At 73.6% G+C, this 20,900-nt stretch carries 22 protein-coding genes and 1 pseudogene; 9 read left to right on the top strand and 14 right to left on the bottom strand.

From position 1 onward, the window contains the following. Positions 1-109: 109 nt before the first annotated feature. Entirely contained in the window at positions 110-1,453 is a 1,344-nt protein-coding gene (locus ACYVF4_RS04690; protein ID WP_460720206.1) for an HNH endonuclease signature motif containing protein, read from the top strand. Between the two features lie 117 nt (positions 1,454-1,570). Here ACYVF4_RS04690 and ACYVF4_RS04685 read toward each other — a convergent pair whose 3' ends face one another. The 6 genes from ACYVF4_RS04685 to ACYVF4_RS04660 form a co-directional block, all read right to left on the bottom strand. Beyond that, positions 1,571-2,452 (bottom strand): FAD:protein FMN transferase, encoded by an 882-nt coding sequence (locus tag ACYVF4_RS04685; protein ID WP_460720204.1) that lies wholly within the window; start codon positions 2,450-2,452, stop codon positions 1,571-1,573. Then, positions 2,449-2,973: an FMN-binding protein gene (locus tag ACYVF4_RS04680; protein WP_460720202.1), complete on the bottom strand. Its 525-nt coding sequence runs from the start codon at positions 2,971-2,973 to the stop codon at positions 2,449-2,451. The genes ACYVF4_RS04685 and ACYVF4_RS04680 overlap by 4 nt, the downstream gene beginning before the upstream one ends. A gap of 13 nt (positions 2,974-2,986) precedes the next feature. Next, on the bottom strand, positions 2,987-4,414 hold the full coding sequence (locus ACYVF4_RS04675) for a ferredoxin reductase family protein (RefSeq protein WP_460720200.1): 1,428 nt from the start codon (positions 4,412-4,414) through the stop codon (positions 2,987-2,989). After that, on the bottom strand, positions 4,411-4,734 hold the full coding sequence (locus ACYVF4_RS04670) for a hypothetical protein (RefSeq protein WP_460720198.1): 324 nt from the start codon (positions 4,732-4,734) through the stop codon (positions 4,411-4,413). Before ACYVF4_RS04670 ends, ACYVF4_RS04675 begins: the two co-directional genes overlap by 4 nt. 323 nt (positions 4,735-5,057) lie before the next feature. Next, positions 5,058-6,077: a sensor histidine kinase gene (locus ACYVF4_RS04665; RefSeq protein WP_460720196.1), complete on the bottom strand. Its 1,020-nt coding sequence runs from the start codon at positions 6,075-6,077 to the stop codon at positions 5,058-5,060. Beyond that, the gene (locus tag ACYVF4_RS04660; RefSeq protein WP_460720194.1) at positions 6,074-6,751 is read right to left on the bottom strand and encodes a response regulator transcription factor; all 678 of its coding nucleotides are present in this window, start codon (positions 6,749-6,751) and stop codon (positions 6,074-6,076) included. The genes ACYVF4_RS04665 and ACYVF4_RS04660 overlap by 4 nt, the downstream gene beginning before the upstream one ends. A gap of 249 nt (positions 6,752-7,000) precedes the next feature. Here ACYVF4_RS04660 and ACYVF4_RS04655 point away from each other — a divergent pair, with 249 nt between their 5' ends. From ACYVF4_RS04655 to ACYVF4_RS04645, 3 genes are all read left to right on the top strand, one after another. After that, positions 7,001-7,744: an NUDIX hydrolase gene (locus ACYVF4_RS04655; protein ID WP_460720192.1), complete on the top strand. Its 744-nt coding sequence runs from the start codon at positions 7,001-7,003 to the stop codon at positions 7,742-7,744. 31 nt (positions 7,745-7,775) lie between these two features. Beyond that, entirely contained in the window at positions 7,776-8,129 is a 354-nt protein-coding gene (locus ACYVF4_RS04650) for a DUF2200 domain-containing protein (RefSeq protein ID WP_460720190.1), read from the top strand. A gap of 63 nt (positions 8,130-8,192) precedes the next feature. After that, entirely contained in the window at positions 8,193-9,398 is a 1,206-nt protein-coding gene (locus tag ACYVF4_RS04645) for an NAD(P)/FAD-dependent oxidoreductase (protein WP_460720188.1), read from the top strand. A gap of 13 nt (positions 9,399-9,411) precedes the next feature. On the opposite strand, the gene ACYVF4_RS04640 is transcribed toward ACYVF4_RS04645, so the two are convergent. The 5 genes and pseudogenes from ACYVF4_RS04640 to ACYVF4_RS04620 form a co-directional block, all read right to left on the bottom strand. Then, positions 9,412-10,377: an LLM class F420-dependent oxidoreductase gene (locus tag ACYVF4_RS04640; protein WP_460720186.1), complete on the bottom strand. Its 966-nt coding sequence runs from the start codon at positions 10,375-10,377 to the stop codon at positions 9,412-9,414. 101 nt (positions 10,378-10,478) lie between these two features. Continuing rightward, a complete protein-coding gene (locus tag ACYVF4_RS04635) occupies positions 10,479-11,492 on the bottom strand; it encodes an aggregation-promoting factor C-terminal-like domain-containing protein (protein WP_460720184.1) in 1,014 nt (337 codons plus the stop codon). Positions 11,493-11,647: 155 nt separating this feature from the next. Then, positions 11,648-12,388: an RNA polymerase sigma factor gene (locus tag ACYVF4_RS04630; RefSeq protein ID WP_460720182.1), complete on the bottom strand. Its 741-nt coding sequence runs from the start codon at positions 12,386-12,388 to the stop codon at positions 11,648-11,650. A gap of 161 nt (positions 12,389-12,549) precedes the next feature. After that, a pseudogene (locus ACYVF4_RS04625) lies at positions 12,550-12,681 on the bottom strand (RNA polymerase subunit sigma-24); the annotation flags it as partial. A 50-nt stretch (positions 12,682-12,731) separates the two neighbouring features. Then, complete coding sequence (locus ACYVF4_RS04620) at positions 12,732-13,151, bottom strand: YciI family protein (RefSeq protein ID WP_460720180.1); 420 nt, start codon at positions 13,149-13,151, stop codon at positions 12,732-12,734. Positions 13,152-13,261: 110 nt separating this feature from the next. Between ACYVF4_RS04620 and ACYVF4_RS04615 the strand changes: the two genes are divergently transcribed. From ACYVF4_RS04615 to ACYVF4_RS04605, 3 genes are read left to right on the top strand one after another with little or no spacing between them, the layout of a single operon-like run. Next, positions 13,262-13,687 carry a bleomycin resistance protein gene (locus ACYVF4_RS04615; protein ID WP_460720178.1) on the top strand — a complete coding sequence of 142 codons (426 nt, stop codon included), beginning with the start codon at positions 13,262-13,264 and terminating at the stop codon, positions 13,685-13,687. Continuing rightward, the gene (locus ACYVF4_RS04610; protein WP_460720175.1) at positions 13,684-14,376 is read left to right on the top strand and encodes an NAD-dependent deacylase; all 693 of its coding nucleotides are present in this window, start codon (positions 13,684-13,686) and stop codon (positions 14,374-14,376) included. Before ACYVF4_RS04615 ends, ACYVF4_RS04610 begins: the two co-directional genes overlap by 4 nt. A 50-nt stretch (positions 14,377-14,426) precedes the next feature. Further along, entirely contained in the window at positions 14,427-15,131 is a 705-nt protein-coding gene (locus ACYVF4_RS04605; protein ID WP_460720173.1) for a glycosyltransferase family protein, read from the top strand. Here ACYVF4_RS04605 and ACYVF4_RS04600 read toward each other — a convergent pair. Together ACYVF4_RS04600 and ACYVF4_RS04595 are read right to left on the bottom strand one after the other, a co-directional pair. After that, the gene (locus tag ACYVF4_RS04600; protein WP_460720171.1) at positions 15,086-16,402 is read right to left on the bottom strand and encodes a nucleotide disphospho-sugar-binding domain-containing protein; all 1,317 of its coding nucleotides are present in this window, start codon (positions 16,400-16,402) and stop codon (positions 15,086-15,088) included. The genes ACYVF4_RS04605 and ACYVF4_RS04600 overlap by 46 nt on opposite strands. Continuing rightward, on the bottom strand, positions 16,399-18,531 hold the full coding sequence (locus ACYVF4_RS04595; protein WP_460720169.1) for a glycosyltransferase: 2,133 nt from the start codon (positions 18,529-18,531) through the stop codon (positions 16,399-16,401). The genes ACYVF4_RS04600 and ACYVF4_RS04595 overlap by 4 nt, the downstream gene beginning before the upstream one ends. Positions 18,532-18,675: 144 nt before the next feature. Between ACYVF4_RS04595 and ACYVF4_RS04590 the strand changes: the two genes are divergently transcribed. Then, complete coding sequence (locus tag ACYVF4_RS04590; RefSeq protein WP_460720167.1) at positions 18,676-19,857, top strand: polysaccharide pyruvyl transferase family protein; 1,182 nt, start codon at positions 18,676-18,678, stop codon at positions 19,855-19,857. Between the two features lie 63 nt (positions 19,858-19,920). On the opposite strand, the gene ACYVF4_RS04585 is transcribed toward ACYVF4_RS04590, so the two are convergent. Then, positions 19,921-20,142: a CBS domain-containing protein gene (locus ACYVF4_RS04585; protein WP_460720165.1), complete on the bottom strand. Its 222-nt coding sequence runs from the start codon at positions 20,140-20,142 to the stop codon at positions 19,921-19,923. Positions 20,143-20,267: 125 nt separating this feature from the next. Here ACYVF4_RS04585 and ACYVF4_RS04580 point away from each other — a divergent pair, with 125 nt between their 5' ends. Beyond that, a complete protein-coding gene (locus ACYVF4_RS04580; RefSeq protein WP_460720163.1) occupies positions 20,268-20,882 on the top strand; it encodes a BBE domain-containing protein in 615 nt (204 codons plus the stop codon). Positions 20,883-20,900 lie beyond the last annotated feature (18 nt).

Here is a 20,900-nt window from a genome sequence, read left to right as displayed (position 1 = left end):
CGTTTCCCGGCGATTGAGTAGTCGGCGCAGCCGGCGTACCGAAATCCCCGCACCTGCGGGGACCTGCCGTATCGATCACAATGTGGGACCCCCTCCCTATCGTGGAACCATGACACCCGATCATCTGTTCGATCCCGACGAACCCCCGGACTGGTTCGACGACGCGATCATGCTGCCGCTCGATCCGGTCGAGACCGAGCGCTCCGCGGAGTGGTCGGGTCCCGACGAACTCGACCTCGTGATGGAGTGCACGGCCGTGCTGTCGTCCTCGTTCGCGCAGCGGCTGATGGCGGTCGATCGCCTGCTGCAGGTGCGCATCTCGCACGCCGGCGCGAACGGTCGCGCGCTCTCGGACGTGATCGCGCGGTCGGTGCGGCTGGAGCTGGTGGCCGGCCTGCGGATCAGCGAGCACGCCGCGCAGGAGCTCATGGAGTTGGCCGAGTCCCTCGTTCATCGCTTCCCCGACGCGCTGACGTCCCTCATGCGCGCGAACATCACCGAGCAGCACGCCCGCGCGATGGTGTCGCTGCTGACGGAAGTCGAGGCCGAGGTCGCGACCGGGCTCGCCGCCGAGGCGCTGCGCCTGGCGGAGCGGCATCCGGTCGGGACATTCCGACGGCTGCTGCGCAGGCGCATCGACGACGTCCGAGCCGAGTCCCTGGCGGCACGCCACGAGCGCCTGATCGGTCATCGTCACGTGAGGCACGAGAACGCCGGCGACGGCATGGGGTGGCTTCATGTCTACGCACCCGTCGTGGACACCCAGGCGGCGTTCGACCGTGCGACGCGCATGGGGAAGGTGATCGAGGCCGCCGACGGCGAGACCCGGACGCTGGATCAGATCCGCGCGGACGTCATCGGCGACCTGCTGATCGACGGGCAGGTGCCGCAGCACCCCGAGCAGGCCCGGGGGATCCGTGCGCAGGTGATGGTGACCGTGCCCGCCCTCGCTCTCTTGGACGACGAGCACGCCGCAGCATCCGACGCTCCGGTCGTCGAGGGGACCGGGCCGGTGCCGATCGAGACCGCGCGCCGGCTGTGCGCCGGAGCATCGGGGTGGATGCGGGTGCTCACCCACCCTGAGACAGGCATGGTCCTCTCGGTCGGCCGTGACCATTACTCTCCGCCGGAGTCGCTGCGACGGCTCGTGAAGTGGCGCGCGGACCGGTGTCTCGCGCCCGGATGCAACATGCCGGCGTCACGGTGCGAGATCGACCACACGCTGGCGTGGTCGGCAGGTGGCCACACCGGGCTGAGCAACCTGGGTCCGCTCTGCAAGAACCACCACATCGTGAAGACCCACGGGAACTGGCGCGTGACTCAGCTCGCCGGCGGCGTGCTGGAATGGCGGTCGCCGATAGGCCGGACCTACCTCGTCGAACCGGAGCGGCGGGTCCCGGTGTTCCGCCCGGAACGCATCCCCGAACCTGAGCCGGATCCCGCGCCTTTCTGACGCTTCGTCTCGCTGCGCTCGCTCAGCGGTGGGACCGCCGGTGATTGAGTAGCCGGCGCAGCCGGCGTATCGAAATCCGCCGCGGGGCCGGGGGACGCTTCGTCTCGCTGCGCTCGCTCAGCGACCGGGAGAAGCGCGCTCGCTCAGCGGTCGGACCGCCGGTGATTGAGTAGCCGGCGCAGCCGGCGTATCGAAATCCGCTGCGGGGCCGGGGGCGTGCGCGTGCACCTCGACGCCGTCGATCCAGCGGCACACGCGCCCGTCGTCGGTCAACAGGATGCCGGTGCTCTCTCCCGCACGCCAGATCCACGCCCGATCGTCGAACCCCGCTGCCACGGCGGCGGTCGCCCAGACGTCCGCGTGTGTGAGACTCGACGACACGACCGTCGCCGACGCGACGCCGCGCGCCGGTCGGCCGGAGCGCGGGTCGACCACGTGCGCCCCCCGCTCCGCGGATCCCGACGTCGCCACGCCGCCCTCCCGCACCTCGACGGTCGCGAACGTCCTCGCCGGACCCGCGGTCGGATCCGCGATCCCGACCCGCCACACCCACTCCGCATCCGCCGCCGTGAACAGCTGCATGTCGCCGCCGGCGTTGATCCCCGCCGCGAGGACTCCACGCTCCCCGACCAGCGGCGCCAGGTGCGCGCGCGCCGCCCGCTCCACCGCCCACCCCTTCACGAGTCCGGTCGGATCGAACACCCCCGACCACCACGCCGTGAAAAGTCCCCCGGTCTCGGCCTGCGCGCGCTCGCACGCCTCCGCGACCTGCCCGACCCAGGGGTCGGCCGCCGCGTCGGCGAGCTCGCCCCGCGCCAACCGCAGGATGTCCGAGTCGTCGCGAAACGGCGAGAACACGCGGTCGGCTCGACGAAGGTCCGCGAAGCAGGCTTCCGCTGCCGCCTCGAGCACGCCGTCGCGGACGTCGCCGATCACCTGGATGCTGATCGCAGTCCCCATGATGTGCTCGACGCGCACGTGGCGGCGGGGCTCGATCACGGCCGTGCCTCGTCCAGGGCGCTCTGCAGCGAGCGCACGTATCCCTCGCTGGTGTACGTCGCGCCCGAGACCATGTCGATGCCGGCGCTCTGGGCGTCCAGCGTCTCGGAGACCAGCACCGGCAGCGCACGCTGGTTGATCTGACGGTCCCGGCCGTTGCTCGACGGATACTCCGGCACCTGCACCTCGGTGACCACCCCGCCCGCCACCGTGATCTGCACCTGCACCGGCCCATACCGCGTGCTCGCGGCCGCCCCGGTGTAGGTCCCGTCCGCGAGCCCCGCCGATGCGCCCGACGACGCGTCGGACGCGTCGCCGGCCGTTCCGCCGGACGACCCGTCAGAGTTCGCGGCCGTCGATCCGGCCGACGCAACGCCGGATGCCGCGCCCGCTGTCCCCGCGGACGACGCCATGTCCGCGCTCGCCGCTCCATCACCCGTCTCGATATGAGACGCGCGGTACCCGAACAGCAGCACCACGCCGCTCACGGTCGCCAGCACGGCGTACAGGATCCTCTTCATCCCACTCCCTCCCTCAGACCGAGAAGTTCTCGGTGTGGATGCGGTCCTGACGGATGCCGGCCTCGCGAAGATCCCGGACGACGGCGCCCATCCACGCGGGTGGGCCGCACACGAACGCGTCGTACTCGGCGAGGTCGTCCGCCAGGTACCGGAAGACATCGGCCCCGTGCCACGACGCGTGCGACTCGGGCAGCCAGCTCGCCGACGCACGCGCCCGGCGGCCGGGCAGCGGGACGTACCGCGCCCCGCGGTCCCGCACGATCCGCGCGATCGCGTCCGCACGGAGCGCCGCACCCTTGGTGGAGTCCCTGGTCACCAGGATCGCGTCACCGGTTCCGTACGACTCGCCCTCGAGCAGCGAGACGAGGGGAGCGACACCCGCTCCGGCACCCACCAGGAGCAGCTTCCGCCCCTCGCGTCGATCGCCGGTCATCGTGCCGTATGGTCCCTCGAACAGGACGGGCGTCCCGGGCTTCAGTGTCGCGAGCCTCGCAGTGCCGTCGCCGACGATGCGCGCCGAGATCGCCAACTCGTCCCCGCGCGGCGCCGCCGAGAGCGAGAACGGGTTGCCCCGCATCCAGCCTGACCCGTCGAGGAATCTCCACACGAAGAACTGGCCCGGCCGAGCCCCGAGCTCCGCCAGACGTCGCCCGCGCATCCGCACCGTCACCCCGCCTTCGCCGTCGGGCATCACCGACGACACCACGACCCGATGGCGGAGCGACCGCGCGACCGGCACGCCGATCCGCCACACCACGACGGCTCCCGCCGCCGCACCCCACAGCATCCACCAGTACACCGTCGCCGCCGGCGACGCCGTGAAGTCCGCGCCCGTCCACAGCTGGTGCGGCAGCGCCAGCCCGACGCCGAGGTACGCGTAGAGGTGCAGCAGGTGCCATGACTCGTACCGCAGGCGACGACGAGCTCGCCGGATCGAGGTCAGCGCGACGCCGATCACGAGGATCGTCCCGGCTGTCGCCGCCAGCATCCCGGGGTAGTCCCACACGAACTGCCACAGCTGGGCGAGGGGATCGATCCCGGCGACGACGGCGTAGCCCACGGCGAGCAGGGCGATGTGCGCGAGCATCAGCCAGAACGACCAGAACCCGACGAGCCGATGCATGCGCGTGATCGCGTCACGGCCGAACCCGCGCTCGAACAGCGGCACCCTCGCCATCAGCAGGACCTGGTAGAGCAGCAGGTTCGAGGCGACGAGCCCCGTCAGCCGGCCGAGGGCGCTGAGCGCGTCGCCGCCCCCGGCGAGCACGGCATCGACTCCGCCGCCGGCCACCCACAGCGCCGCCACGAACAGGCTCGTCGCCCAGACGACCACGACCGCGCCGGCATGCCAGGCCGCGGCACGCCGCCTCTTCACGGCAGGGGCGGCGCCACTCGACGGCGGCGTGACGGCACGCGCAGCCGGCACGGTCGTGGTGGTCATGAGCCGGCGCCCGTTCCCGACTCGGAGTCCTCGGTCCCGTCGTCGGACCCGCCGTCGTCGTCGGTCCCGCTGTCGTCGTCGTCCGATCCACGCATGCCGTCGCCGTGACGACCGTCGGCGTGCGGACCGCCACGGCCGGACTCGCCCGGTCCCGGCATCCCCGGACGCGCGCCGTCACCGTCTCGATCACCGTCCTGATCGTCGTCGTCAGCGCCCCAGCCGAACGGACCACCGGAGTTCACCAGCGACGCCGTGGTGGCCGCCGCCGAAGAGGCCCAGCCGGTGCCGAAGCCTACGCCGAACAGGAGCGCCGCAGCCACCGCCCCCGCCGTCACACGGACCCACGTTCGCCGATGGAGCGGCACCGCGGGCGCGGCCGTGTCCGCCGTCCGCGGGGGCGTGGCCGTTGCCGTGGGCTGCGGCGGAAGCGGCGTCGTCGGGGCATCCGAGGCCGCAGCGGAGTCGGGCGGAGCCGCACGCTCCGATCGAGCGGGGGGATCCTGGGGGGAGGACGGGGTCTTGTCGCTGTCTGTCATGCCGTCACTGTCGCGACGACCTTCCCAGAAACGACCAAGAATCGGCCCCTCTGGGCGAGTTCATAGGGTCAGGATCGAAGACCCTCAGCCGGCGTCGCGGCCGCGTTTCAGGCCCGCCCGCGACGCAGCGGCAGCGTCAGCAGGAACACCGTTCCCGCGCTCGAGGTGCGCTCCACCTCGACGCTGCCGCCGGAACGCGTCGCGATGTCGCGCACGAGGGCCAGCCCCAGGCCGAAACCGCGCCGCCCGCCTCCCTCTGTTCCGCCGTCCGCGCGCGCGAACCGGTCGAACAGACGATCCATCGGGATGCCGGTGATCCCCGGGCCCTCATCGCACACGCGCACCTCGACCCGGCCCGGCGCCGAACGCGCGGTCACGAGCACCGTCCCCCCGGCCGGCGAGTACCGCACCGCGTTGTCGGCCAGCGCGATGAGCGCGCGGGTGAGCGCGGCCGGCTCGGCCGCTGCGACCAGGCCCTCCGGCGACTCGACCCGCAGCGTCACGCCGCGTTCCGCCGCCCCGGGGCCGACCACGGCCACCGTCGCGCTCGCGCTCGCGGCGACGTCGGCGGCGGCATCCCGGTCTGCGCCGCCGGACGCCGCCGACTCGGCCGACAGCAGCAGGTCGGTGAGTACGCCGTCCATTGCGGCGGCATCACGCCGCAGGTCGGCGAGCGCCCCGGCCACGTCGCCGCCGCGCTCGGCGCGATGCTCCGCGAGCTGGATGCGGCTGGTGAGGGTCGTCAGCGGCGTGCGCAGCTCGTGACTGGCGTCGGCGACGAACGCGCGCTGCACCGCGAGCGCCTCGGCGAGGGGCCTGGCCGCACGGGCCGCGGCGAACCACGCGATGACGCCGAGCGCGAGCACTCCCAGCACCCCCAGCGCGATCGCCACCGGCACCACGTCATCCAGGTCGATCACGCGCCCGGGCGGACGACCGCCCTCTCGAGGTGGACGACCGTCCGGGCGCGACGTCGCGAAGAGCACGCTCACGGTCGCCACGGTGATGAGGCCGACGATCGCCGCGGATGCCGCCCCCACCCACACCGCCACCCGCAGCGCCGAGCGCCGCACGCGTGCGCGGTCGCCGGCATCCGGGACGGGCCCCGCCGGCTTCGCGCGACTCATCGGGGACGACCGCTTCGATAGCCGCGCGCCCGCACCGTCTCGATGATCTCGGGCGTCGACTTGCGCCGGATGTAGTGCACGTAGGTGTCCACCGTGTTCGCCGAGCCGCCGGGGAACACGCTCGCGAGGATCTCGTCGCGCGAGAACACGTGCTCCGGACTGGAGGACAGCAGCTCCAGCAGTTCGGTCTCGGCCACCGTCAGCGGAATGCGCCCGTCCGCGGGCGAATACAGCGCCTGCGCCGACGGCAGGAACACCCAGTCGCCCAGCTCGCGGCGGACCCCGGCCCCGCGCCCCCGCAGCAGCGCCCGCAGCCGGGCGCGGAGCTCGGCGAAGTCGAACGGCTTGACGAGGTAGTCGTCCGCGCCGGCGTCGAGCCCGCTCACGCGATCCTCCACGGCACCGAGCGCCGTCAGCATGATCGCGGGCGTCGCGAGGTGGGCGGTGCGCACCGCCTCGATGAGCTGCGCGCCCGACATCCCGGGCAGCCGCCGATCGACCACCATCACGTCGTACCGCCGGCCGAGCGCCAGCCGCAGCCCCTCCTCGCCCGAGGAGGCGTGATCGACGTCGTACTCATCGGCGAGCACCTCGGTCACGATGCCCGCGATGTCGGCCTCGTCCTCGATATAGAGCAGCCGCGGCCTGGCTGCACCGGAGACGGAGGGGGACACGCCCTCAGTATCGCCGACCGAGCCCACGCTTCGTCTCGCTTCGCTCGCTCAGCGGCCGGGTGGGCGTGGCGCCCGCAGCCGGGAGCGCTTCGTCTCGCTTCGCTCGCTCAGCGACCGGGGTGGGCGAGGCGCCCGCAGCCGGGGGCCCGGGCCGGGTGGGCGGGGCGCCGCGCGGGGAACCGGACGCTGAGCGAGGGAGCGCAGCGACCGAGACGAAGCTCCCGCGTCATCGCGGCGTACCCTGAATCCATGCCCGCCGAGCACCCGCCGTCGTCCGCGCGAGAGGAGCTGCGCGCCCTCGTGCACCGCACGGCGGGCACCGGCGTCGTCGGCGACCTGCCCGCCTCGCCCGACCCGCGACCGGCGGCGGTCCTCATCCTCTTCGGCGTCCTCGACGACGTGCCGGCCGGCCACGTGGCAGCCGACGACGCCGTCTCGCGGGACCTGGACGTGCTGCTCCTCGCCCGGGCGACGACCCTGCGCTCCCACCCCGGCCAGGTCGCCTTCCCCGGCGGCCGCGTCGACGCCGCCGACGGCGGCCCCGTCGGCGCGGCCCTGCGCGAAGCGCGTGAGGAGACCGGCCTCGACCCCGCGGGTGTCGAGGTGCTGGGCGTCCTCGACCCCGTCCCCCTGGCGTATTCCGGTCACCTCGTCACACCCGTCCTCGCCTGGTGGCGGCATCCGTCCCCCGTGGGGGTCGTCGACGAGGCGGAGTCGTCCGCCGTCTTCCGCGCACCTGTCGCCGACCTGCTCCACCCCGCCCACCGGGGCGTCACCGTCATCCGCCGCGACGGCCGCGAATGGCGCGGACCGGGATTCCTCGTTCGGGACGCCACCGGAGACCACCTCGTGTGGGGCTTCACCGGCATGGTGCTCGACGGCCTCTTCGACCGGCTCGGCTGGGCGGAGCCGTGGGACGCGGACCGCGAACTGCCCCTGGACTCCCTGTCCTTCGACGAGTCCGAGCTGCGCTCGCGGCCTTCCCCCTCCTGACGGCGTCCGCCATCGCGAGTAGCCTGGCGGGGTGCACCGGATCTTCTCCATGGCATTCGCGTCGGTCTACCCGCTGTACGTGACGAAGGCCGAACGCAAGGGCCGCACGCGCGACGAGGTCGACGAGATCATCCGCTGGCTCACGGGGTTCGACGACGACGACCTGCGCCGTCACCTCGACGAGCACACGACGCTCGAGGACTTCTTCGCCGACGCGCGCCTCAACCCCCACGCTGCGCTCATCACCGGCGTCGTGTGCGGGGTGCGGGTGCAAGAGATCGAGGATCCGCTCATGCGCAGGATCCGCTACCTCGACAAGCTGATCGACGAGCTGGCCAAGGGCCGCCCCATGCACAAGATCCTGCGCACCGCGCAGCCGGCGTAGCCGCACGCTCACCCCACCGCAACCCCTCGGGGTCGCCCTCGGGTCCGTCGTACCGTGGCCCGTATGCCCGAGCACACGACCACCCGCCACCGCGTCCTGGTGATCGGCGGCGGCAACGGCGGGGTGTCGGTGGCCGCGCGCCTGCGCCGTGCCGGCGTCGACGACATCGCCCTCGTCGAGCCGCGCGACACGCACTTCTACCAGCCGCTGTTCTCGCACGTCGCCGGCGGCACCGCCCGAGCGAGCGAGACCGTCCGTCCGCAGGCGGCCGTGATCCCCCGAGGAGTGCGGTGGATCCGCGCCGCCGTCACGGCGATCGACCCCGCGGCCGGGACCGTCACGCTCGACGACGGCACCCGCGTCGGGTTCGACCACGTCATCGTGAGTCCCGGCATCCGTCACGACTGGGAACGCGTGCCGGGCCTCGACGCAGCCCTGCAGACCCCGGCGGTGTCATCGCACTACGAGCACGCCCTCGCGGCGAAGACGTCGCGGCTGCTGCGGGACGTGCGGTCCGGCACCGTGGTGTTCACCGAGCCCTCGGGACCCGCCTCGTGCGCGGGCGCCTCGCAGAAGCCGATGTACCAGGCGTGCGACTACTGGCGCCGGACCGGCGTGCTGGACGACATCCGCGTCGTCATGGTCGTCCCCACCGACACGATCTTCGGCATCCCCGCCTTCGACGCCGAACTGGATCGCAAGATCGCCGAATACGGCATCGAACTGCGCACCCGCAGCGAACTCATCGAAGTGGATGCCGTCGCCGGCGCGGTCGTCATCGCCGGCCCCGACGGGACCGAGCGACTGCCCTACGACGTCCTGAACGTCGTGCCGCCGCAGTCCGCCCCCGCGTGGCTCCGGGAATCGGGGCTCGCCGCGCCCGGCGACACCGGGGGATTCGTCGAGGTCGACACCGAGACGCTCCGCCACCCGCGCTTCCCCCACGTGTGGGCGCTCGGCGACGCCGCCGCCACCGCGAACAGCAAGTGCGGGGGAGCGCTCCGCAAGCAGACGTACGTGCTGGCGAAGAACCTCGCCGCCGTCCTGCGCGGCCAGGAGCCGACCGCCCGCTACGACGGCTACGCGGTATGCCCGTTCACCGTCTCGCGTCACAGCGTCGTGTGGGCGGAGTTCGACGACACCGGTGCCCTGAAGCCCACACTTCCGTTCCTGCCGCGGATGTACCGCGAAAACCGGCTGGCGTGGATCGCGGACCGGTGGGTGCTGCCGTGGGTGTACTGGAACCTCATCCTCACCGGCCGGGTGTGAGCGCCGGCATCCGTCAGAGCGCGCGCAGGCGCTCGAGCAGCGGCTCGGCCGCCTCGGCCAGGAACCGGTCCTGCTGCGCGTCGCCGATCTGGACGAGCGCCACGTCGGTGAACCCCGCGTCGAGGTAGGGGCGCACGCTCTCGGCGAGCTCGTCGAGGTCGGGGCCGCACGCGATCGCGTCGGCGACATCGTCGGGCCGGACGAACTGCGTCGCGGCGGCGAATCCCGCCGGGGTCGGCAGATCCGCGTTCACGGCCCACCCGCCGGCGAACCAGCGGAACTGCTCGTGCGCCCGCTCGACGGCGGCATCCCGGTCCGGATCCCACGAGATCGGGATCTGGCCGATCTTGCGGGACCCCTCGCCGTGCGCCGCCTCCCACTGCCCGACGAGGTCGCCGTCGGGCTGCACGGCGATCAGGTGATCCCCGAGCGGCGCGAACATCGCGATCGACTCCTCGCCCGAGACCGCCACGCCGATCTCGAGGGGAGCGTCGGGCACATCCCACAGGCGCGCCGAGTCGACCTCGAAGTGCTGCCCCTTGTAGGTGACGAGTTCGCCGCTCTGCAGCTCGCGGATGATGTCGATGGCCTCGGCCAGCATCTCCTGCCGGGTGGACACGTGCGGCCAGCCGCGTCCGATGACATGCTCGTTCAGGCTCTCGCCCGACCCCAGCCCGAGCAGGAACCGTCCCTCGCTGAGGATCTGCAGCGTCGCGGCCTTCTGCGCGACGACGGCGGGGTGGTAGCGCATCGTCGGGCAGGTGACGTAGGTCATCAGCTCGACGCTCGTGGTCGCCTGTGCGACGGCGCCCAGCACGGTCCAGGCGTACGGGGAATGCCCCTGGCTCATCAGCCACGGGGAGTAGTGATCGCTCTGGACCTCGAAGTCGAAGCCCGCCCGCTCGGCGGCCTGCGCGTAGCGCACGAGTTCGCGCGGGCCGCTCTGCTCGGACATCAGGGTGTAGCCGAATCGCGTCATGCGGGCCACGTTAAGCGCGTCGCGCCCTGGCCGCCGGGGCTTGCCAGGGCGCGACGCGCGATGCTACCGGGGTCGGCGCGATGCCAGCGCCGGACCGCGGCTCAGTACCAGTTGACCGCCTGCGAGTGCGACCACGCGGCGCACGGGGAGCCGTAGCGGCCGCTGATGTAGCCGAGACCCCACGAGATCTGGGTGGCGGCGTTGGTCTGCCAGTCGGCGCCGGCGGTCGACATCTTGCTGCCGGGCAGAGCCTGCGGGATGCCGTAGGCGCCGCTGGAGGGGTTCATCGCCTGGTAGTTCCAGCCGGACTCCTTGTTCCACAGCGACACCAGGCACGAGAACTGGTCGCCGCCCCAGCCGTAGCCGGCGAGCATGCCCTGCGCGATGGCCTGCGCCTCGGCGGGGCTCGCGCCGCCGCCGGTGCCGGCGGGCGCGGCGGGAAGGGGAGCCTGCTGCTGCGACGACGACGAGGCGGCGGCCTCGGCGGCGGCGGCCTCTTCGGCGGCCTTCTGCTCGGCCGCGGCCTTGGCCTCGGCCTCCTTGCGGGCCTTCTCCTTCGCCTTCTTCTCGGCTTCGGCCTTCGCCTTGGCCTTCTCGGCGTCCTCGAGGGCGGCCTGCAAACCGTCGACCTGCCCGTCGACCGCCGACGCGAGCTCCGAGACCTCGTCGGCGATGGCGGGAAGCAGCGGCGCGGGCATGTCCTTCGCCGCCTCGAGGCGCTCGGCGGCGGCCTCGAGCTCGGCGGTGTCCACCGTGGTGTCGACGTCGCCGACGTCCAGACCCGACTCGTCGATCTCGACGGTGATCTGCTCGGATGCCGCCACCGCCGCCTTCGCGTCGGCCAGCGCCGTGCGCACCTCGATCGAGATGGCGTCGGTGCCGAACGCGGTGACGATCGGTGCGGGATCAGTGGGCACCGTGAATGCCGCGGGCGCCATCGAGGGCTCGGCAGGAGCCTGCGCCGCCAGCGCGGCCGGAGCGATCGCGAGGCCCGTCGCGGCGGTGAGGCCGAAGGCCAAGCCGGCCGCGATCACGAGGGGGCGGCGGCGGTTGCGGCGCTCGGCCAGACGGCGAGCACGGCGGGCGGGCAGGAAGGAAGACGTGGTGGAGCGCATGAAAAACCGGGTTCCGTATCGATGTCCGCGCCGTCGGGCCGGCGCTTCGCACCCGCTTCCGCGGGCACAAGTCCCAGAGTCTGCCGACCCGGTCTGGACGGTTCGTGTGCAGATCCTGGACATCCCGTGTGAGCGCGGGTTGCGAAAAGTCCCGGTCAGGGGCTCGCGTTTCGTTCCGTGAGCTCCGCGACGCGCCGGTCCAGCGTCGCCTTGCGTGCCGCGTTCCCGACCAGCGCGGAGGCCCGTCGAAGCTCCGCCGCGGCCTCTTCGCGGCGTCCGAGCCGGGCCAGCAGCTCGCCGCGCACGCCGCGCAGGAGCGGGGATCCGGCGAGGACCCCCGCGTCGGCCAGCCGGTCCACCAGGGCCAGTGCGTCGGCCGGTCCGCGGGCCATCGACACCGCCACGGCGTGGTTGAGATCGACCACGGGGTTCGGTGCGACACGGCCCAGGACCTCGTACAGCAGCACGATCCGCTCCCAGTCGGTGTCCTCGATGCGGGGCGCTACGGCGTGACACCGCGCGATGGCCGCCTGCAGCGCGTACGGGCCCCGGCTGCGTCCCCGGGCGGCGGCCGCGGCATCCGCCCGATCCAGCAGGATCACCGCACGCGCGATCTGGCCGCGATCCCAGCGGCTGCGGTCCTGGTCGCCCAGCAGCACCGGGTCGCCGGTCGCCGACTCGCGGGCGGCGAAGCGCGAACGCTGGAACTCCATGAGGGCGACGAGGGCGAGCGGCTCGGGCTCGTTCGGCAGCAGCGCGGCGACGAGGCGTCCGAGCCGCAGCGCTTCGTCGGCGAGATCCGGCCGGATCCACGGGCGATCTCTTCGGTGGACAGCCCGCCGACGACACGCAGCGTGAGGGCGACCTGCGATTCCCGCGACAGCACGGGATGGCACGCCGTGAACAGCAGCCGCAGCACGTCGTCGTCCATGAGCTCCCAGTCGTCCCCGGCGGTCGACTCGAGATCGTGGGCGAGGGCGGCGTAGCGCTCGTCGAGGCGCTCACGGCGCCGCCACGCGTCGATCACGCGGCGCTTGGCGACGGTCGTCAGCCACGCCCCCGGATTGTCGGGGATGCCGCCGGTCCACGATCCCAGCGCCTCGAGGACGGCCTCGTGGGCGACATCCTCGGCCAGGGCGACGTCGCGGGTGAGGGCGGCGACCGCCGTGACGATCCGCAGGCCCTCCACCCGCCACACCGCGTCGACCGCCCGACGGATCTCGTCCGCGGTCGAGCCGGTCACTTCGTGCCGAGCTCCTCGCGCCAGGCGCTCTCCTTCTGGATGTACTCGTTGTCGGCATGGTCGGCGAAGTCCGACTCGTCGGTCACACGGCGTACCTCGAGGCGGTTGCCGGGGCCGAGCGGGCAGCGCTTGGCCCATTCCAGCGCCTCTTCGGCGGTCGCGGTCTGGATGATCCAGAAGCCGTTGAACAGCTCGTGGACCTCGCCGTACGGGCCGTCGCTGACGACCGGCGTCTCGCCGTCGAAGTCGACCACCCAGCCCGGCTCGGGGGCGAGCCCGTCGCCGCCGACCATGACGCCCGCCTTCATGAGCTGCTCGTTGTAGGCGCCCATGGCGTTGATGACGGCCTCGAAGTCCATCTCGGCGTACCGCTCCACGGCCTCCTGGGTGGCTCGCATGATCAGCATGTGCTTCATCGTCGTCTCCTGTTCTGCGGGGGACCGGTCGTCCCCTCTCACTATGACGTCGAACGGGCGGCCGGCGAATCGACATGGCCCGCGGACTTCGCCGGAGGTATCGTCGCACCATGTCCGACCGCGCCGTGCCCGACCGCGCCGTTCACGACCGCGCCGTTCACGACCGCGCCGTTCACGACCGCGCCGTGCCGAACCTGCCGTCGCGCGACTTCGACGCGACGGTGACGTTCTACGGCGGCTTCGGATTCGTCCCGGCCTATCGGGACGGCGGATGGCTGATCCTCGCCCGCGGGACGATCACCCTGGAGTTCTTCCTCGCGCCCGAGCACGACCCGTACGCCTCGTGGTTCATGGCGAGCATCCGCATCGCCGACCTCGACGAGCTGTACGCCGCCGTCCGCGCCGCCGGCGTCGTCGAGCGCAGCACCGGGATCCCGCGCCTGGTGCCGGTCGCGCTCCAGGAGTGGGGACACCGCGCCGGCTACCTGATCGACCCCGACGGCACGCAGCTGCACCTCATCGAGGACGCCGGGTGACGGCATCCGCCATCGTCGTGCTGACGGGCGCGGGGATCTCGGCCGAGTCCGGCATCCGCACCTTCCGCCAGTCCGACGGACTGTGGGAGGACCACGCGCTCGAGGACGTCGCGACCCCCGAGGGCTTCGCCCGGAACCCCGCCCTCGTGCACGCGTTCTATGACGAGCGTCGCCGCGCCGCCCGCGCGGCCGAGCCCAACGCCGCCCACCGGGCCCTCGCCCGCCTCGAGGAGCGCCACCCGGTGACGATCGTCACGCAGAACGTGGACGACCTGCACGAGCGGGCCGGTTCCGGTCGTGTCATCCACATCCACGGCGAGCTCGCCCGCGCACGGTGCACGGCGTGCGGGGCGCGGCCGGAGTGGACGGGCGACCTCGCCCCGGCACCCCCGTGCCCGGCGTGCGGCCGGCCGGCGCTCCGGCCGGACGTGGTGTGGTTCGGCGAGGCGGTCTACCGACTCGACGAGATCTACGAGGCGGTGAGCGGATGCCGCGAGCTGTGGGTGGTCGGCACCTCCGGGCAGGTCGCACCGGCCTCGACCCTGCACGCGCTGGCTGCGGCCGTGGGCGCCCGCACCGCCCTGCTGAACCTGGAGACCCACGAGGACGTCTCGCTCTACGACCACGTCGAGCTCGGTCCCGCCACCGAGATCGTTCCCGCGTGGGTCGATCGGGCGCTTAGGCTCTGAACCGACCCTCCGGTCGTCCCCCATCCCTTCCCGTCGTCCAGGAGAACCGCGTGCTCGAAGCGACCACCATCGCCCCCGCGAAGATCGTGCTGCCGTGGCGTGCGGCCCCGTCGCGCCTCGACGCCTTCGAGCGCGTGGTCGCCTGGTACGCCGACCACTTCCCCGACCTGCCGATCGAGACCGTCGACACGGACGACGACCCGTTCGTGCTCGCCGCGTGCCGCAACCGCGCCATGGCCGAGGCCGCACCCGACCAGGTGGTGGTGATCGGCGACGCCGACACGCTGCCCGAGCCCGCGGCGCTCCGCGAGGCGATCGCCGCCGCGCGTGACAGCCCGTTCGTGCACCTGCCCTACGACGAGTACCGCTGGCTCGGCCGCGAGGGCTCGGCGCAGTACGCCGCAGGAACGCCGCTCGTCGACTGCGCCCACGACCTGGTCGAGGGCGCGTGCTCGGGCGTCTACGTCGCCACGCCCCGCACCTGGGCGAGCCACGGCGGTCAGGACGAGCGCTTCCGCGGCTGGGGCTTCGAGGACGCCGCGTGGTTCCTGGCCCACACGACGCTGCTGGGTGCCCCGCCGCAGCGGCACGCGGGACGCGTCTACGCCCTCCATCACATCGGCGAGGTCCGTGCCGGCGCCGCCTACGACGCCAACGCCGCGCGCATGGAGGAATACCGTCTCGCCGCGGGCGACCCCGACGCGATGGCTCAGCTGGTCGGGCTCCCGAGCGAGCTCGACGAGAGGGTCGCGTAGGCGATCTCGGGACCCGGCTCACGCCGCTGCCCGGCGGCGACGTCGTCGAGCAGCATCCGGCCGGCGAAGCCCGGCGCCGCGACCGCGCCGATCGCGTCGGCCAGCTCCGCCGCGCTCGCGGTGTTGGGGTCGAGGGCGAGGCCTGCGCCCACCCGCTCGATCGCGGCCGCACCGGCGAACTGGTCCGTCGAGAACGGCAGCACGACCATCGGCACCCCCGCCCCCGCCGCTTCGGTGACCGAGTTGTTCCCGCCATGGGTGACGGATGCCGCTGCCGACGCGAGCAGCCGCACCTGGGGCAGGTACTCGCGCACGAGCCAGTCCGCGGGCAGCGGGCCGAGGTCTGCGGGGTCGGTGACGCCGGTGGCGATCGCCGCGCGCAGGCCCAGGCGGCGCAAGGCCTCGGCGACACGCGCGAGCACGTCCGCGCGCACCGAGAGGAAGCTGCCGAAGCTGACGTACACGTATGCCCCGGCCGTGCCGATCCAGTCCTCGACGCCGGCGTCGGCGTCCTCGTCCCGCCACGTCGAACCCAGGAAGCGGTGCGGCGGCAACGCGCGCCCGTCGCCGTCGGCGAAGGCGGCCGGGTAGTTGTAGAGCACGGTCTCGCCGTGCAGCGCGAATGCGTCCGCGACGGCCGGCGCCGCCGGGTCGAGCTCGCGCGCGGCCGCCGACCACTGCGCGGCGAAGCGGTCCGAGACCTCTTCGCACAGCCCGCGCAGCGCCTCGAGGTCGGCCGCGGCCGGCGTGAAGGACGACGGCCACGCCGGCGGGAAGCCGTACACCTCGCCCGGTCCGGGAAGGGCGGAGGGATGCCCGAGCACCACGTCGCCGTACGCGATCCCCGCCGTGTGCAGCGCCAGGCGCGCGCTGAAGGCCAGATGGTCCACGAGGATGTGGTCCGGGCGCACGCGCTCGACGACCTCGAGGGTGGCGCGGGCCCGGTCCGCCGGCATCCACATCAGATCCGTCAGCCGCTCCCGCGCCTGATAGGTGAGCGTCTCGACCATTCCCCGCCGGGTCGCCGCGAAGAACCCCTCGAGCGAGGCGGCCTCGGCCGCCTGCTGCTCCTGCGAGCGGATGACGCCGGCGTTCGCGCCGCGGCCGAGGGGCAGATCGGCGCGGGTGAAGCCGAACTGCGCGACGATTGGGGCGGTGGCGGGCCCCGTCGCCACGACGACATCGTGGCCGTCGCGCTGCCACGCTGTGGCGAGCGTCGCCAGGGGCAGCAGGTGTGAGGCGTAGTCGGGGCTGATGACCAGCAGCGTCATGCGGGCAGCCCCGCCGCCCGGACGAGCTCCTGCTCCTGGACGGCGACGGTGCGGTACATCGGCGCGAGCGCGGCCGCCATCGCCTGGATCGTGAAGCGCTCCTCGACGACGCCGCGCGCCCGCGCGGCGATGGCGTCGTCGCCGAGCGCGGCGCGGTCCAGCGCCTGCCCGATCGACTCCGCCAGGCGCCGCGGATCCCACGTCGCGGTGAGGAAGCCGGTGTCGCCGTGATCGACGTAGGTGGCGGGTCCGCCGCCGTCCGGCGCGACCACGACGAGTCCGGCGCCGAGAGCTTCGAGCAGCGCGATGCCGAACTCCTCCTTGATGCTCGCGCAGGCATATACCCCGCCGGGAGCGGCGAGACCCGGCATCCCGAACCTCGCCGCGGCGAGCCAGCGGGCGGTGACGTCGTTGGGGCGGTGCCCCGCGACGATCAGGCCCCGCGCGGCGCGCTCGGCGGCGGGGACGACGTCGTCGATGCGGTCGAGCTGCTCGCGCTCGTCCACCGACGGGTGCTCGAGGTCGCCGCCGACGAGCAGCACGTTGGCGCGCTCGGCCAGCGGTGACTCCGCCCACGCGCGCACCAGCGTCGCCATGCCCTTCACGCGGTGCAGGCGGCCGACCGAGACGATGAGCGGCAGCCCGCGGCGGGCCGGCTCGAGCTGCTGCACGAGCCGCGCGAGGTCGGCGCCGGCCGCGGCGACGTCGGTGCGGGCGGCGTCGACTGCGCGGTCGATGACCTGCAGATCCACGCCCTCGGCGACGATCGAGTGGCGCTCGCGGTGCGAGTCGATGTCGATGCCGACGAGCTCGCGCATGTCCCGTGCGAGCTCGGGTCGGGGGAAGAGCACCGTGTGCGAGGCGGAGCCGGCCAGACTCTGCACCAGCCGCGCGCGGAACCAGAAGTGCTCGCGCAGGTCCGCCTCGCCGAACCCCTCGCGCGTCAGCGTCCCCGCGCGATCGAGCGACTGGATGACGCTGTGGGGGTCGGGGGCGACGGTGAAGACGGTGGGGATGCCGAGCTCCCGCGCGACGTCGGCGGCGGCGAGGCTGCCCACGTCGGCCATCCGAAGGTGCAGCACGTCCACGCGCCCCGCAGCGCGCAGAAGGCGACGGATGCCTCGCCGCGCCGTCACCCGCAGCGGCCAGGCCGCCGCCGACGGCGGCGCCGGCTCGCCCAGCGGCACGTGACCGTACACGTGCCCGGAGGAGCCGGCCACCTCGAGCAGGTCGCCGCCCGCCTGGGCCATCGAGCCGCGCGAGAGGGTGAGCACGCGGGTGATGCCCGCGGCAGGGTCGGTCGCGAGGGCGTCGCCCAGGCGCACCAGCAGCGTCGCGATGCCGCCGTTGTCGCCGGCGCCCGAGGCCGACAGCGACGGGTCGATGTCGGCGTGCAGGAACAGCTGCGCGACGGTGAGCCCGGCGTGCTCGGCGGGTGCGGCCGCGGGGGCCTCGAGGTCGATGAGCGCGAGCCGCGCGGCGTCGGCGAGCGCGCCGCCGGCGGCGAGCAGGTCCTCCAGCGTCGCGGCGACGACGGCGTCCCCGCCGCGCTGCCCGAGGGCGGCCACGGCCGCCTCGCGGACCGGCAGCGCCTCGGCGGCGTTCAGCGCGATGCGGCAGAGGGGAGGGACGGCGAGGGCGTGACGCACCAGCCCCAGCGTCTCGACCACCCGGGCCCGCGCGGCGGTGTCGGCGTGCCCGCTCACAGCCGCTTCCAGCGCGACCGCGAGGAGCTCCCCGGAGCCCGCCGACCACTTCTCGAGGGTGTGCTGTGCGAGCATGCCGGTGAAGCCGCCGCCGGCCACCATCCCGGTCAGCCTCGCGATGGCGGCGGGGCGGGGAAGGCCCTGTCCGAGCGACCAGGCCGCGTGCTCGCGGACGAACGCGCGCGCATCCGACAGCAGCGACACCAGCAGGCGCGCCGCCTCTTCGTCGTGCATCTCGGCGAGGGCGTGCACCGCCGCGAGGGCCGCGATGTCGTCGCTGCCGCCGATCGCCGCCGACAGCACCCGCAGCGTCCGCAGACCGGGGTCGCGTCCGGCCTCGAAGGCGAGGTCGTCCGCGGCGCGGAGCGCCTCGACGATGGCGGGCGCCTCCACGATGCGGTCCATCGCCGTCTGAATCCCCATGACCCGTCCTCTCTGCACGCGGTCCCGCCGCATGCGAGCAGATGCGATCGTAGTGGCCGCACGTGCCGGGAAGCCTATGGTTGACAAAGCATCCGGCATCCCGATGGATCTTCCTGAGGGCGGCGAAGCGCGGAAGGGCGAGGGATGACGGTACTGGCGATCGGCGACATCGGCGTGGTGTCGGGGATGATGCACATCGGCGACGAGGCGATGTTCGAGGCGACGCGCGACGAGCTGTCCGCGCGGTCGGTGGGCATCATCGGCGTCTCGTCGGCGCCCGCCGAGTCCACCGCGCGCTACGGCGTCCCCATGCTCGAGCGGCTCGGGTTCGCCGGTCTGGATCGTCCCACCGCCGAACGGCGCGCGCACGAGCTCCGCGACGCGGCGCGCGGTCGCGGCGCGCTCGCCGCGGACGATCCCGCGCGCGGCGTCCTCGAGGCACTCGACGAGGTCACGGGGCTCGTCAACGCCGGCGGCGGCAACCTCGCCTCGCGCTGGCCCGTCCACATCTACGAGCGCACGACGCTGGCCGCAATGGTGCGCGACCGCGGCCTGCCCGTCGTCGTCACGGGGCAGACCTTCGGCCCCGATCTCGACCCGGCCGACGCGGCACGGGTCGCCGAGCTCGTGCGCGAGGCGGCCGCCACCAGCGTCCGCGAAGCCGATTCCGGCGAGCTCGTCCGCGGATGGGGCGCGACGGACGTCCGCACCGTCGACGACGCGTCGTTCCTGGGGTGGCCTGCGGCCTCGACGGATGCCGCCGGCTCGGTGCTCGTGAGCCTCTCGGGCTGGTTCGCCCACCGCCCCGCCGACGTCGTCGAGCAGGCGATCGCGGCGGTGCTCGATCACGCCGCGCGCAGCGTCGGACCCGTGGTCTTCCACGCCCACTTCGGGCAGTACGACCTCGCCGCGGCGCCGGCGGGCGACGCCGCCCTGCACGAGCGGGTGCGCGCCCGCATGAGCGAGCCGAGCACCGTGGTGCCCACCGGCGACTCGCTGCCGGCCGCCGCGCTGGCCCGCGGCGCCGCGGCCCTCGTGACCAGCCGCTACCACCCCGCCGTGTTCGCCGCCCCCGCGGGCGTGCCGATCCTCGCCCTGGCCGCCGACGTCTACACGCGCGTGAAGCTGACCGGGGCGCTCGGGCACTGGGGCCAGGGCGGGTCGCACGTGGTGGATCTCGACGACCTCGCCGCCGCGCCCGGCGTCCTCGACGCGGTCGCAGGCGCACGCGAGCGCATCCGGGCGACCGCCGCCGAGCGGTTCCCCGCCCACCGCTCCGCGGCGTCGGCGTGGTGGGACGCCGTGGCAGACAAGGTCGGCGGGTGATGTCCGCGACGGCGGCGTGCCACTTCGCCGACCGATTCCCGGGTCACGTCCTGCCGTGCGTCCTCAGGCAGCCGTGTCCTGCCGCGGCAGGACACGCGCGACGATGTCGGTGATCGAGACCACGCCTGTCACCGTTCCCCCATCCATGACGACGGCGAGCTGCATGCCGCGTTCGCGCATGTCCCGGAGCACCTCGTGGACGGCGGCGTCGGGGTGTACGACGTGCGCGTCGCGGCGATACGCGGCGACCGGCGCGTCGGCGGGCTCGAGCAGGGTGTCGCGCACGTGCACCACTCCCGGCTGATCCGCCTCGCCGAGGATGGGACGCGTCGCGGGCGGCCGAGGTCGCCCCCGCATGGGCGGCGTGGACGCGCACGGCGCCGGAGTCGGCATCCACCTCGCTGCGCATCATGCACTTCCCGCCCATGCCCGAGCTGCCGCCGTTCCTGTCGGGGCGCAGCCTCGTGGCGATCGACGGGGCGATTCTCTCCGGCGACGACGATGCGGCGGCGCTGCTGCAGCCGCTGCGCGACCTCGGGCCCGAGATGGACACCTTCGCGCGTATCCCGTCGGCGGGACTGGTCCTCATGCACATGGATCCGCCCGAGCCGGCACCGGCCTTCTCAGAGGGCGCGATGGTCGCCGCGCTCCCCGGGGACGCGGTCCAGGCGTTCCTCGCCGCCGCGAGCGCGCCGGGGCTCTTCATCGCCGAGCTCCGTCACGTCGGCGGCGCGGCATCCCGCCGTCCCGCGGACGCCGGGGCCATCGGCGCCGTCGACGCCGACTACCTCGTCGTCGGGATCGCGATGGTGCCGGGCGCGGAGTTCGCCGTGTCCGCGCTCGCGGCCGTCCGCGGCGTGATCGCCGCGATGTCGCCCTGGCACGCGCCCGCGCTCGCGCTGACCTTCGTCGACGGCGGCGTGGAGCGCACGACGGCGTTCGGCGACGCGGGGGAGCGGCTGCGGGCTCTCAAAGCCGAGTGGGACCCGTCGGGCATGTTCGCCGCGGGACACCCGGTCGGCTGAGGACCCGCCGGCCGGTGG

Source organism: Microbacterium aureliae, from assembly GCF_054780155.1.
Note: the sequence above shows the minus strand (reverse complement) of the source record. Positions and strands in the feature narration are given on the sequence as shown.